The sequence below is a fragment of the Gammaproteobacteria bacterium genome (genome assembly GCA_040183005.1).
In the GTDB taxonomy this organism is placed as follows: Bacteria; Pseudomonadota; Gammaproteobacteria.
The window spans coordinates 89,299-102,039 of record JAMPIW010000002.1; the positions used below are offsets into that span (position 1 = coordinate 89,299).

Sequence of the window (12,741 nt, forward strand, 5' to 3'; positions counted from 1 at the left end):
CTAAAAATTCACTGAAGGCGCGCTGGCGGCGTTGCAAAGCCGCTCAAAATGCTCATGTACTATGTGTACACTGCGCTTTTTCGCGTCTTTGCGCCTTGCCATCATCGCCTTGATTGCATTTTTAGAGGTACCCATATCAATACACCCTCGGCTTGGGCGGGAAACTCTCCACGGTCAGTGGTTTCATCCGCACCGGCTTGTAATCAATCTGACGGTTCTGTTTGGAGTACAGACTGTGCTTCAGCCATTTAACATCGTCACGCTCGGGATAGTCGATGCGGGAGTGGGCGCCGCGACTCTCCTGGCGCGCCAGGGCGCAGCTCACCGTGGCGAGCGCGATGTCGACCAGATTCTCCAGCTCCAAGGCCTCGATGCGTGCAGTATTGAAAACCTTGCTGTGATCCTTGAGATAGACATTCTGCAGGCGCGCCTCGATCTCCCGCACCTTCTCCAGCCCCTCACGCAACACATCCTCGGTGCGGAACACGCCGCAGTAATGCTCCATGGCGCGCTTGAGATCATTGCGCAGCGCATCCACCGTTTCGCCATCGCCGCGCCGATCCCAGCGCGCGAGACGCTCAAGCGCCTGATCCACGCTGTTCGCTGCCGGGGGGCGGCTGTAGCGGTTTTCGCGCAGATATTCACTGATGTGATTGCCCGCCGCACGACCAAACACGACGATATCCAGCAGCGAATTGCCACCCAGGCGGTTGGCGCCATGCACCGAAACACAGGCACATTCGCCGACGGCATAGAGTCCGGGCACCGGCTCTTCCGCGCCCTGTTGTTGCGGTGCAACTACTTGTCCAAAGCGGTTGGTAGGAATGCCGCCCATGGTATAGTGCGCCGTGGGAAATACGGGTATGGCGGTGTTAATTGGGTCGATATGCAAAAAGGTCTGCACCATGTCGCGTATCCCTGGCAGGCGTTTGCGTATCACCTCCTCGCCGAGATGATCGACCTTCAGCAGTATAAAATCCTTGCTGGGTCCGCAGCCCCGGCCTTCGCGCACCTCGGTGGCGATGGCGCGACTCACGACATCGCGGCTCGCCAGGTCTTTGGCGTGGGGGGCGTAGCGCTCCATAAAGCGTTCGCCTTCGCCATTCACAAGGTAACCACCCTCACCACGCGCGGCTTCCGTAATCAACATACCCTTACCGGCAATGCCGGTGGGATGAAACTGGAAGAACTCCATGTCTTGCAGCGGAACACCGGCGCGCAGCGCCATCGCCATGCCGTCGCCGGTGTTGATTCGGGCATTGGTGTTGGTGCGGAATAGCTGCCCTGCCCCACCAGTCGCAAGCAGCGTGGTCTTGGCCTGGATCACCAGCGGCTCGCCAGTCTCGATTTCCAGCACCAGCGCGCCAAGAATATAACCCTCGTCATCCTTGAGCAGATCAATGGCGAAATATTCGTCGAAAAAATGGGTCTTGGCGCGGATGTTTTGCTGATACAACGCGTGCAGAATGGCGTGCCCGGTGCGATCCGCCGCAGCGCAGGTGCGCGCCGCCTGGTCGCCGCCGAAATTCTGGCTCTGGCCGCCGAATGCGCGCTGATAGATCTTGCCATTATCCAGCCTCGAAAACGGTACGCCGATATGCTCAAGCTCGATCACCAAGCGCGGCGCGGCGCGGCACATGTATTCGATGGCGTCTTGATCGCCGAGGAAGTCGCCACCTTTGACGGTATCGTACATATGCCAGTGCCAGTTGTCCGGCGACACATTGGCCAGTGCGGCGTTCATCCCGCCCTGCGCGGCGACGGTGTGCGAGCGCGTCGGAAACACCTTGGACACCACCGCCACGTTGGCCTCGTCCTGCGCTAGCTGCAAGGCCGCGCGCAGCCCGCCACCGCCCGCGCCGATCACCAGTACATCAAACTTGCGGCTTGGTATATTGGCCTTGATCTGGCTCATGCCGCCCCCCCCATCATCAGAATACGCAGCACCCACAACCCCATTGCCAACAGACCTGCCGCCACCAATGCCAACAACACAAAACGCACCCCCAGTGGATGCACATAATCCATAATCACGTCACGCAGACCCACCCAGGCGTGGATCAACAGCGCGGCAAAAAATATACTGGCTGTCACAGCGATAAAAGGGAGCGTCATCCAGGTTCGCCACTCCTGATAGGAGTTTGGCGCATCCAACACCAGATGCAATACAAACATGCCGATGAAGAGCGCCATATAAACCGCGCTCAAACGCTGCAACAGCCAGGCGCGAAAACCGGAGGCGCGCCAGATCATAGCCATACCAATAGTGCGATGATCGGCACGATCAAGCCACCAACATTGACGACCCAGGCGCTACGGCGCGCGCTATCGCGCTCGACACCGATATCGGCATCAATCAATAAAAAGCGAATACCCGCCAGCAGGTGATGAGAAAATCCCCACAACAGTATCACCGCTATAAATTTGACGGGCGATGAAGCCAGTATTGCCAGCGCCTCGGCATAACCCTGCTCATCGCGTAGCGACAGATCCAGCAGATAGATAACAAACGGAATGAGCAGACACAGCATCACGCCCGTAACACGGTGAGCGAAGGAAAGAACGGCGACCACTGGCATGCGAATGCGCAGCAGATCCATGAAGATGGGACGTTTTATATTTTTAGCCATTTTCTTTATCATCGGACATTAGTTTATATCACTTGAGGCATCCGTCCAGTATTATGCGGAAACTGGTTATTAGCTACCTTTGTAATATGCACAAAAAGGCCGTTTAAACTATGCAATTAACGACTAAAATGAGCGGTCAACTGCCGTTTCTAGGTTTATAGTATGCACGCAGAATGGAAAACCCTTATCGAAGCCGCTGGCGCTGTTATCGAGTCTGGTGGTGTGCGCCATTTCGGCAATCCATCGCAGGAGCTACAGACGTTGGCAACCGGCACCGTTATTGCCGACCTGTCGCACACTGGGCTGATCGCCGTCCGCGGGCCGGATGCCGCAACCTTTCTTCAGAATCAGTTCAGCAACGATGTGCGCGGGGTGTCGCAGCAGCACAGCCAGATGAGCGCCTATTGCAACCCAAAGGGGCGAATTCTGGCGTGTTTCCGCATTTTTATGCGCGATGACACTTATTACTTGCGCATGCCGCAGGAGCTCGTTGACGCCACCCTCAAGCGCTTGCGCATGTTTGTATTGCGCGCCAAGGTCACGCTGGAAGATGCCGGCGACGCGCTGGTGCGCATCGGCATTGCCAGCCCGCATGGCATAACTGAATTAAAAGACATACTGGGCGGCTTGCCGGAAGACGTTGACGATACTGTGCACTGCAACGGACTTACCGTGATACGCCTCCCCGGCGCGCAGCCACGCTTTGAGATTACTGGAGAATTTGCAGCCGCCAGGGATATCTGGAACAAGCTCGGTGTCCATGCCACCCCGGTGGGTGCAAGCGTATGGGATCTGCTCGACATTCGCGCCGGCATTCCCACCATCCATGTCGTCACCAGCGAAGCCTTTGTGCCGCAGATGGTCAACCTGCACCTCATTAACGGCGTCAGCTTTAAAAAAGGCTGCTATCCCGGCCAGGAAATTGTAGCGCGCATGCACTACCTCGGCACGCTCAAGCGGCGCATGTATCTTGCCCATATCCTGTCGGACACGGCCCCTCAACCGGGTGACACACTGTATGGCTCCGGCACTGAAAATACTCAAAGCATCGGAACTATCGTCACCGCGCAACCGGCGCCCGAAGGCGGCTTTGACGCGCTCGCCGTGGTGGAAATCAAGGCTGCCGAACATAGCAGCGTGCATTTACATAGCACTGGTGGGGCAGCGCTTGCATTCCGGGATCTGCCTTATCCGCTATCCCCTTCAGAAACCTGATGAGCCGCCACTAAAGTTATCCAGGGAGGCTGCCGAAAACCAGACAGGCTCTAAGTTCAGCAAAACAAAGGATTGCGGCATGACAGCCACCCAGCACGCTAAAAAAGACGCCACAGCAGATCTCGAAGACAGGTTCATCTCCAGGCTGCTCGATGACATCCGGCACAAGCGAATAGGATTACCCACCCTCCCGGAAGTCGCCATCAGGGTGCGCAAAGCAGCCTCTGCACCGAATGTCACAGCCGCACAGCTTGCGCAGCTTGTCGGCACTGACCCTGTTTTGTCGGCACGCCTGTTACAGGTGGCAAACAGCCCGCTCTATCGCGGCAACAAATCAATCCTTAACATACAAACCGCCATCGCCCGGCTCGGAAACACACTGGTACGCAACCTGATCACCAGCGTCGTCGTCAGCCAGCTATTTCAGGCCCAGGTGCCCTCCGCCATCAAACACCGCTTAAAAACGACGTGGGCACATACTATTCAAGTGGCGGCCATCAGCCACGTGCTGGCCCATAAATTCACCCGGCTCATGCCGGAGCAGGCCATGCTGGCCGGACTGATACATGACATCGGAAAGTTACCGATTCTGATGCAACTGGAGATGTTCCCCGGCCTGCTTGAGAATGAACAAACCGTTGACCGTCTGGTTACCCTTCTGCACCCCCAGATCGGCAAAGTCATACTCGAAGCCTGGAACTTCCCCCCGGAAATGGTTGCGGTGGCCGCCGAGCACGAAAATCTGGCGCGCAATCCCGGACCGCAAGCCGATTATGTCGATGTCGTCCTCATGGCAAATCTATACAGCCACATCGGCACCAGCCACCATTTTGGCATAGCCGAATGGCCCTCGATTCCAGCCTGCGGCAAATTGGGCCTCACGGCTGAACAATGTCTTATTACCCTCAATGACGCGCAGGCGGAAGTAATGGAAATACAGAAACTGCTGACTGCCTAACTTCAATTCCATTTCAATGGGAAAATCAACGCATCCCCTCATCCCCTCTCTCCCGCCCTGCGGGAGAGAGGGGATTTCTATATCAGAGGCTTGAGCCAACGGGACAAGGACGGGTGCTGTGTCTTCGAAGGTGGTGCGGCTCACCACGAAATGTAGCCATTCATTCAACCCTGAGTAGTTCGCATCCCCCGAAGGCAGGCGCCAAATGCAATGCAAATGATCCGGTAAAAGCACAAAGGCTTCAATATCGAAAGGGTGCGACTCCTTGACTCGCCAGATCGCCGTTTTGAGCGCGGTGTATATTCGTGGCTCGGTCAAAATGGGTTGGCGGCGGTATGCGTTGACCGTGAAGAAATATGTGCCACCCGGCGTCAAGGCTCTACGAAATGTAGCCATTCATTCAAGCCTTCTTGTCGTGCGCATGGCGCACGCTACGCTTGCTGCCCGCCACGTCCAGTTCGGCCGACGTGACCGCTCCTGCGCTTCCGGCAACTGCTCTCTGCGTTGATCTACCTCCGGCATCCATGCCGCTTCGCGGAACCGACCACTTTGCAGACGAACCATTGTCAAGCGTGCGCGTGATTTTCTGGCTCGACGGATAAACGCAACCCGACTGTCTTAAGCACCGCCAATAAGGTCTTTAGCGTTGGGTTGCCCTTTGGTGACAAGGCACGATATAGAGATTCGCGGCTTATACCGGCCTCAGCAGCCACCGCCCCGAGACCGCCATAGGCCTCCGCCACTGTGCGTAGCGCCAACAATCCAGCAGCGCGATCATCCGGGTTGTCGAGCGACTCCATTGCTGCTTTCAGATATTCGACCGCCAGTTCCCGATCTGCCTGCAGCTCGGCCACTTCCGCCTCATGATGTGAAACAGCACCTTTCAATATACTCATGATTGCCTCCGTTTCCATTCCGACCATAGTTTTTTGGCCCGCTTGATGTCCGTTGCCTGAGCGCGTTTATCGCCCCCACACAACAGAATAACGACCGTTTTCCCGTGCCGACCACAGTAGACGCGGTATCCTGCGCCGACATGTACGCGCAGCTCAATTACCCCTTCGCCGACCGGTTCGCAATCGCCGAAGTTACCTGCTTGCACCTGCCGTAAACGGACACGGATACGTGCCTGGGCCACCTTGTCGCGCACAGCATCCAACCATTCCGTGAATGGCTCACGACCGCCTTCATGTTGATATCGGAATAGTTCTATCATGGGTAAATTGTAGCTTAAAAGCTACAGACATACTACCCCCTCATTCCGTTATGCACCTCCCCCCGTCTTAATCCTCACCACCAGCCCAGTCTCCTTGGCCAGGCCAGTGTGCTTGGCGTCCTTGCCCCCGATGAAGTCGTCGAGCCAGCCATAGGTATGTAGCGGCTTCTTCTTGTTCCTGGCCAAGGTGCTGTCGTCATCCGCGCTGCCGTTGGTGGTCTGGGCCGCCCATTGGATGAGCAAGCGTATCTATGGACTCCACCCGTTTTGCAAGGGGAAGATTGAAATTTTGCTCTCAGGATAAGGATTGCGTGTATCTATCCGGCCTCAGTGTGAGCCATTAATCGGCTCGGGCCATAATGCAATACGCACGTCGGGTTCCAAATAGCGTCTCGGCCTTGCTGGCCATACGCCGTTGCGGAGTGTCCCGTCGTCGGTCTTACCTGTTGGGCATCGTTCGTTTCTTCACCTTCGCAATCGTGGCAGGTCTTGCTGCTTCGTTTACTAAAAAAACTTAACGGCTTGGCAATATCAGCTGATCGCCACAGTGGGTTGCGGGTTCCACTGCGCCTCATAACGGCGGCCATGCGCAAGCATGGCCCAGGCTACTCGCGCCAGTTTATTCGCCAAGGCTACGGCGGCGACATTAAAACCCTTGGTTGCCTTGAGCTTCAAGGCCCAGAGCAGCAAACGGTCCTGCTTGCCCTCGGCACAGCGTAGCGCACTGCGCGCCCCGTGGATCAGCAAGGTGCGCAGGTAGCGGTCTCCACGCTTGGAGATGCCGAATAGCTGTTGTTTGCCGCCGCTGGAATGCTCGTGTGGCGTGAGACCCAGATTTGCCGCAAAGTTACGCCCTGCCGGGAAATGATGCGGGTCACCCACAGCCGCGACAAAGGCGGTGGCGGTGAGCGGGCCAACACCCGGCAGCCCCATCAATCGCGCGGCCTGAGCGTCTTGGCGTGCCAGCCGCTGGATGCGCTCGTCGTAGTGCTCGATCCGTTTATCCAGCGCCGTCAACTGTTCCTGCAGGTCGGCAAATGTCTCCAGGGCGCTGGGGGAGAGTCCGTTATGTTCTCCGCCGAGCACGCGGGGTAACGCCTTGCGCAACGCCGTAGCCCCTTGGGAGAAACTCATACCGTATTCGCCCAGCAGACTGCGTGCCTGCAACATCAGTGCTGTGCGGTTTTCCACCAGGCGCTGACGAACCCGGTGCAGCATCTGCACATCCTGCTGCGCCTCGGTGTTGGTCGGCACATACAGGGTCTCGGGTTCGGCCCTCAGCTCGCAAATCGCCTTCGCATCGCGATAATCATTCTTGTTGCCGACCACCCGTCGGCTCACGCGCTGGCCGGCAATAAGCCGTACTTCATGCCCCAGTTTACTGATTTCTCGCGCCCAGTAATGCGCACTGGCACAGGCCTCAATCCCGACCTTCGCGGCAGGCAGATTGGCAAAAAATGTCAGCACCTGGTCCCGCGACATCTTTCGTTTCAATACCTCATTGCCACGCTCATCCCGGCCCACGGCGTAAAACACGTTCTTGGCAATATCCAAACCAATTACTGTTGCGTTATGCTTCATGTCGGACTCCTCCTTTTTCGTTTGGCCGGTGACCTAACTCACCCGCTTGGCACACTATGATGCCGTTTGAAGAAGGGTGGAGTCCATTTCATTAGCGTGCGCTGTGCGCACGATCAACCACTATCAGACTGCTCACCGTATACCTCGCCATCATCGCCACATCCGGCCCAATCGATTGGGCGCAAGCCTTTCCTCACATGCGCATGAAAACTCGAATACGGCCAATCCACCACACGTTGCACATACCCATGCTTCACGGGATTGAAATGAATCTAATCAACATGCCGCATGAAATCACCTTCATCCCGAATTTGATGCTCCCAGAATCGCCGCTGCCACAAACCCAGCTCCCGGCGTTTCATACGTGAGTCCGTAACGCTCTCCACTAAATGAGCACGCACAGATTGGCTCACCTGCCGCTTGATCAAATTCCATCTCGGCGAGTAGTTCGCATCCCCCGAAGGCAGGCGCCAAATGCAATGCAAATGATCCGGTAAAAGCACAAAGGCTTCAATATCGAAAGGATGCGATTCCTTGACTCGCCGGATCGCCGTTTTGAGCGCGGTGTATATTCGTGGCTCGGTCAAAACGGGTTGGCGGCGGTATGCGTTGACCGTGAAGAAATATGTGCCACCCGGCGTCAGCGCTCTACGAAATGTAGCCATTCATTCAGCCCTTGCTGTCGTGCGCATGGCGCACGCTACGCTTCCGGCACTACCTTCGGCCTGCGATGCTCATCCAGGGCAACATACGTCAGCGTCGCCTCCGTCACTTTGATGGTCTTCGAGCCGTCGTGCCAGACGCGCTCCGCGAAAACTTCGACACTGGTTGTGATGGAGGTGCGCCCTACTTTTATGACTTCCGCATAGCAGCTCACGAGGTCACCGACGAACACCGGCTCATGGAATTGCACGGAGTTCACTGCAACGGTGACGACTCTGCCTTTGGCGCGGCGGTGGGCTTCGATGCTGCCGGCGATGTCGATCTGGGAGATGATCCAGCCGCCGAAGATATCACCCGCAGCATTGACGTCAGTGGGCATAGCCACCAGGCGCAGGGTGGGTTGACGATTTTCGGGCAGGGTGGCGTGAGTTGTTTGCATTGGAACTTCCATCCGAAACGCGGATAATTATGTAGGGTGCGTCCCACGCACCACAATCATTGGTGCGTGGGACGCACCCTACGATTTCACCCTATTGATTTAGAGGTGAGCTAATCAATGCCCTTCATAAAGCTTTTCCACAGACTCATGATACCGCTCCAGAACGCGGCTGCGCCGCAGCTTGAGGGTAGGGGTAATCAGCCCGTTTTCCACGGTCCACGGCTCAAGATCAAGCGCGACGCGTCGGACCTGTGCGTAGGCGTGGAAGCCGCGCAATTGCTCGGCGATTCTTTGCAACACGGCACTGGATACACGTTTATCTTTTAATGAAGCAGGGACGGCAGGATCAAGGCCTAATTCACCCGCCAGACCCACCCAGTGATCTTTGTTCAACACCACCAGCGCACTTAAATACGGCTTTCCTTCACCGATAACCATCACCTGTTCAAACAAGGGGTCGAGAGCAATGGCCATCTCCATGTCGGCGGGGGGCATCTTCTCGCCATTGGCCATGACGATGATTTCCTTGAGGCGTCCGGTGATGTAGATGTGTCCATTTTCAATGCGTGCCTTGTCGCCGGTGTGTAGCCAGCCATCGGCATCAATGGCCTTGGCAGTGGCATCGGGGTTGTGCCAATAGCCCAGCATGACGCCCGGTGTTTTGGCTAATAGCTCCCCTTCCTCGCCAATGCGGACCAGCGCATCGCGGATCGGCGGGCCGATGCCGGACGGGTCGTTATCATGTTCTTTGTTGGTACTGATGACGGGGCTGGCCTCGGTAAGGCCATAGCCTTGCAGGAGAGGCAGACCAAGCCCGATAAAAAGCTTTGCCACCGGCAGGGAAATCGGTGCGCCACCACACATGGCGACGCGCAGCCTGCCACCCATCTTTGCCATCACCTTGCTTGCCACCAGCTTATCGAACAGCGGCCAGAGCAGATGGGAAAAGCGCCATGGACCACGCCCTTGCTTATGCTCAAAACGTGACCACCCTATTTCAACGGCGGCATTGAAAAGATTGCGCTTGAGCGCTGGCCCTTCCTCTAATTGCGTCTTGATCTTGGCATGGATTCTTTCATAAATGCGCGGCACGGACACCATGATGGTAGGCCGCACGGAAAGCATGTCCTCGGCCAATAAAGGAATGGCGCGAGCATAGGCAATCGTAGCGCCCGACATCATTGGCAAATAATAGCCCACCAGACGTTCGTAGGTGTGGCACAGCGGTAAGAACGACAGGAACAGGTCTTCACGGTAAACGGGAACACTGTCCAGACAACTGTGCGCATTCCACAATATATTAAGGTGGCTGAGCATGACACCTTTGGGGCGCCCTGTGGTACCGGAGGTATAAACGATGGTGGCAAGCGCCGTGGGTTCGCAATCATGGGTATGTAGTTCGCCGCAGTGCTCAGGCAGCCATTCTGTGACAGATTGCAGTCGCGGCTCTGTGGCGTCAATCACGGGCCGTAGGGTAACGATGCGCAATAATCCTTCAAGCTGCGCACGCACTTCCGACAAGCTGCGCCACTGCTCTCCATTTTCGGTCAATAATAATCGCACACCGGCGCCTTGCACGATGTAGGCGATATTATCGGCGCGGTCGTTGGGATAAAGCGGTACCACCACCAGCCCCAGGCCGAGTGCGGCTTGTTCGAATATCACCCATTCGCGGCAATTGCGCATCAACAGCGCCACGCGCTCACCCGGCTGCAATCCTTCACGCGCCAACGCCGCCTGCCAGCATGCCACGTGGCCGGCCATCTCTGCCCAGGTGGTGTCTTTCCATTGCTTGGCCTGCTCATCGAAATGGCGATAGGCGACCGCCTCGGGCGTGCGCCTGACGCGCTCGCGAAACAAGCCGTGCAAGGTACGGGCTGTTTCAATGGAAATGATGTCGGATGTTTTTGTCATCATGGTTTTCTGAATTCCAACGTAGAGTGCATCTCACGCATCACATGAACAACGAACGAATGATGCGCACAGCGCACCCTACAATACTAACCAATCACAACTCCGCCCACTCCGCATCTGCTACGAAGCGCTTGCCATAATGCTCCTCCAGCGCTTGCAGTTTTTTGCGCTGGGTCTCGACACCAGACTCATGAACGTAATTAATCGGTCCGCCGCGGAACGGGGCAAACCCTGTGCCGAATATCACCCCCGCATCGAGCAGGTCGGCATCGGCGACCACACCTTCGCGCAGGCACGCCGCCGCTTCATTCAGAAAGCGCAGGATCAGACGCTCCGCCACATCGGAAGGCGGAACATACCCCGGCTTGAGGCGTGGCATCTGCGGCTTGTCACCGTGATAGGTGTAAAATCCCTGCCCGCTCTTGACACCCAGCCGACCGGCACTCACCAGTTCACGCAGGCGCGGCGGCACATCGACATTCAAGCGTTGCGACAGAATCTCCGCAACAGACAGGCAAATGTCCAGGCCCACAGTATCCGCCAGACGGATCGGCCCCATCGGCATGCCAAAATCGAGCGCTGCCTTGTCAATAACTGTGGCTGGCACACCTTCCCACTCCATCGTCACGGCCTCAAGCAAATAGGGCATGAGCACACGGTTAACCAGAAAACCCGGCGAGCTTTTCACTGACAAAGGCAAACGGTCGATATGGCGCGTAAAGGCGGCGGCCTGCCGCGCCACTTCGGGGTCTGTAATCGGGCTGCTAACAATCTCCACCAATTGCATTTGCGCCACGGGATTGAAGAAGTGCAGCCCGACCAGACGCGACGGATTGGCGAGCGCCTCGCTCAGTACTTCGAGTGGGATACTAGAGGTATTGGTGGCAAGCAATGCACCCGGTTTGAGCTTGGGCTCAATTTCGCGGTAGAGATTCTGTTTCGCGGTAATGTCCTCAAAGATCGCCTCGATCACCACATCGGCATGGCTCACGCCCACGCCCTTGTCGTCCGGGATCAGGCGATCCAGCGCTGCCTGGATCAGGCGCGGTTGTTTGAGGCGCTTTTTGTATAGCGCATAGGCACGCTTGATGACCTTCGCCAAGGTTTCGTGCTTGCGGTCCTGCACCGTAACGCGCATGCCTTGCAGCGCGCACCAGATGGCAATATCGCCACCCATCACACCGCCACCGATAACATGTACATGGCGTGGCGCAATCAGCTCTTTTTTGCCCAATGATTTAAGCCGCTCTTGCAGAAAGAACACGCGCACCAGATTATGCGCCGTGTCGCCGAGCACAAAGCGGGCAACGGAGACAGCCTCTTCCTCCATCATCCGCGCCGGGACATCGGCGTATTTCTGCCACAAATCGATCAGCGCATACGGCGCAGGATAATGCGCGGCGGGGGCCTTCTCCGCCACTTTCGCGCGCATCGTCCGCGCCAGCAATGGACGCACCAGACTGTTGTTGGTGAGCGCCAGCCAGCCCTTGGGGCGATGCGGCGCGGGGGGATTCATCACCACGCCGCGCGCGGCGCGCTTTAAATGACGGGTGGGTACGGCATAATCGATCAGCCCCATCTTTTTCGCGGCACGCGTGTCAATCGCTCTGCCGGTGAGCATCAGGTCCATCGCGGCGGGCGCACCCACCAGCGGCGGCAGGCGTACCGTGCCGCCGAAGCCGGGGTGAATGCCAAGCTTAATTTCGGGTAACCCAAGGCGAGTGCGCGCGTCATCATCCGCGATACGATAACGGCACGCCAACGCCAGCTCCATGCCGCCGCCAAGACAAAAGCCATGGATCAACGCCACGGTGGGGCATTTCAGAGCGGCAATCTTGTCGCACGCCTTTTGCCCCCGCCGGATCAGCGCCAATGCCTCGGCGGGTTCTTTCAGTGGCACAAATTCATTGATATCCGCCCCGGCGATAAAGCCGTTGGGCTTGTCGGACAGAATGATCAGGCCACGAGGTTGTTCCGAGACGAATGGATCGAGGATGGCATTGAGCTCTTCCAGCACATCACTGGAGAGCACGTTGGTGGCGCTTCCGGCCTTATCCAGATGCAGCCAGACGATAGCGTCGCTATCACGCTCAATGCGCCAATTCTTGTAAGTAGGTTCTGTCAT

General features: G+C 57.1%; 12 protein-coding genes and 1 pseudogene. 2 read left to right on the forward strand and 11 right to left on the reverse strand.

Going from position 1 to position 12,741, the window contains the following annotated elements; genetic code table 11:
* Positions 1-136 precede the first annotated feature (136 nt).
* The 3 genes from sdhA to sdhC are packed head-to-tail and all read right to left on the reverse strand — an operon-like array spanning position 137 to position 2,630.
* Positions 137-1,915: a succinate dehydrogenase flavoprotein subunit gene (gene sdhA / locus M3A44_01925; protein ID MEQ6340422.1), complete on the reverse strand. Its 1,779-nt coding sequence runs from the start codon at positions 1,913-1,915 to the stop codon at positions 137-139.
* Positions 1,912-2,259 (reverse strand): succinate dehydrogenase, hydrophobic membrane anchor protein, encoded by a 348-nt coding sequence (gene sdhD / locus M3A44_01930; protein MEQ6340423.1) that lies wholly within the window; start codon positions 2,257-2,259, stop codon positions 1,912-1,914. The genes sdhA and sdhD overlap by 4 nt, the downstream gene beginning before the upstream one ends.
* Positions 2,250-2,630 carry a succinate dehydrogenase, cytochrome b556 subunit gene (gene sdhC, locus M3A44_01935; protein ID MEQ6340424.1) on the reverse strand — a complete coding sequence of 127 codons (381 nt, stop codon included), beginning with the start codon at positions 2,628-2,630 and terminating at the stop codon, positions 2,250-2,252. Before sdhC ends, sdhD begins: the two co-directional genes overlap by 10 nt.
* Positions 2,631-2,792: 162 nt before the next feature.
* On the opposite strand from sdhC, the gene M3A44_01940 reads away from it, so the two are divergent.
* Both M3A44_01940 and M3A44_01945 read left to right on the forward strand, forming a co-directional pair.
* Positions 2,793-3,845, forward strand: coding sequence for a folate-binding protein YgfZ (locus M3A44_01940; GenBank protein MEQ6340425.1), 1,053 nt, complete (start codon positions 2,793-2,795; stop codon positions 3,843-3,845).
* A 79-nt stretch (positions 3,846-3,924) separates the two neighbouring features.
* Entirely contained in the window at positions 3,925-4,803 is an 879-nt protein-coding gene (locus M3A44_01945) for an HDOD domain-containing protein (GenBank protein ID MEQ6340426.1), read from the forward strand.
* Between the two features lie 566 nt (positions 4,804-5,369).
* Here the strand turns inward: M3A44_01945 and M3A44_01950 are convergent.
* The 8 genes and pseudogenes from M3A44_01950 to M3A44_01985 all read right to left on the reverse strand — a co-directional run bounded on the left by M3A44_01950 (position 5,370) and on the right by M3A44_01985 (position 12,741).
* Positions 5,370-5,699, reverse strand: a complete 330-nt coding sequence (locus tag M3A44_01950; GenBank protein MEQ6340427.1) for a putative addiction module antidote protein — start codon at positions 5,697-5,699, stop codon at positions 5,370-5,372.
* Positions 5,696-6,019, reverse strand: a complete 324-nt coding sequence (locus M3A44_01955) for a type II toxin-antitoxin system RelE/ParE family toxin (GenBank protein MEQ6340428.1) — start codon at positions 6,017-6,019, stop codon at positions 5,696-5,698. The genes M3A44_01950 and M3A44_01955 overlap by 4 nt, the downstream gene beginning before the upstream one ends.
* A 48-nt stretch (positions 6,020-6,067) precedes the next feature.
* Positions 6,068-6,262, reverse strand: coding sequence for a hypothetical protein (locus M3A44_01960; GenBank protein ID MEQ6340429.1), 195 nt, complete (start codon positions 6,260-6,262; stop codon positions 6,068-6,070).
* A gap of 288 nt (positions 6,263-6,550) precedes the next feature.
* Positions 6,551-7,600 carry an IS110 family transposase gene (locus M3A44_01965; protein MEQ6340430.1) on the reverse strand — a complete coding sequence of 350 codons (1,050 nt, stop codon included), beginning with the start codon at positions 7,598-7,600 and terminating at the stop codon, positions 6,551-6,553.
* Positions 7,601-7,713: 113 nt separating this feature from the next.
* Positions 7,714-8,265 (reverse strand): annotated as a pseudogene (locus M3A44_01970) (transposase).
* A gap of 35 nt (positions 8,266-8,300) precedes the next feature.
* Positions 8,301-8,702: an acyl-CoA thioesterase gene (locus tag M3A44_01975; protein ID MEQ6340431.1), complete on the reverse strand. Its 402-nt coding sequence runs from the start codon at positions 8,700-8,702 to the stop codon at positions 8,301-8,303.
* Positions 8,703-8,816: 114 nt separating this feature from the next.
* Positions 8,817-10,616: a long-chain fatty acid--CoA ligase gene (locus M3A44_01980; protein ID MEQ6340432.1), complete on the reverse strand. Its 1,800-nt coding sequence runs from the start codon at positions 10,614-10,616 to the stop codon at positions 8,817-8,819.
* A 94-nt stretch (positions 10,617-10,710) separates the two neighbouring features.
* Entirely contained in the window at positions 10,711-12,741 is a 2,031-nt protein-coding gene (locus tag M3A44_01985; protein ID MEQ6340433.1) for a 3-hydroxyacyl-CoA dehydrogenase NAD-binding domain-containing protein, read from the reverse strand.

Excerpts from the sequence above, each read along its gene's own strand:
- M3A44_01955 (MEQ6340428.1), bottom strand. The coding sequence starts at position 6,019 with ATGATAGAACTATTCCGATATCAACATGAAGGCGGTCGTGAGCCATTC.
- sdhD (MEQ6340423.1), bottom strand. The coding sequence starts at position 2,259 with ATGGCTATGATCTGGCGCGCCTCCGGTTTTCGCGCCTGGCTGTTGCAG.
- M3A44_01945 (MEQ6340426.1), top strand. The coding sequence starts at position 3,925 with ATGACAGCCACCCAGCACGCTAAAAAAGACGCCACAGCAGATCTCGAA.
- M3A44_01965 (MEQ6340430.1), bottom strand. The coding sequence starts at position 7,600 with ATGAAGCATAACGCAACAGTAATTGGTTTGGATATTGCCAAGAACGTG.
- M3A44_01985 (MEQ6340433.1), bottom strand. The coding sequence starts at position 12,741 with ATGACAGAACCTACTTACAAGAATTGGCGCATTGAGCGTGATAGCGAC.
- sdhA (MEQ6340422.1), bottom strand. The coding sequence starts at position 1,915 with ATGAGCCAGATCAAGGCCAATATACCAAGCCGCAAGTTTGATGTACTG.
- M3A44_01975 (MEQ6340431.1), bottom strand. The coding sequence starts at position 8,702 with ATGCAAACAACTCACGCCACCCTGCCCGAAAATCGTCAACCCACCCTG.
- M3A44_01940 (MEQ6340425.1), top strand. The coding sequence starts at position 2,793 with ATGCACGCAGAATGGAAAACCCTTATCGAAGCCGCTGGCGCTGTTATC.
- M3A44_01980 (MEQ6340432.1), bottom strand. The coding sequence starts at position 10,616 with ATGACAAAAACATCCGACATCATTTCCATTGAAACAGCCCGTACCTTG.
- sdhC (MEQ6340424.1), bottom strand. The coding sequence starts at position 2,630 with ATGGCTAAAAATATAAAACGTCCCATCTTCATGGATCTGCTGCGCATT.
- M3A44_01950 (MEQ6340427.1), bottom strand. The coding sequence starts at position 5,699 with ATGAGTATATTGAAAGGTGCTGTTTCACATCATGAGGCGGAAGTGGCC.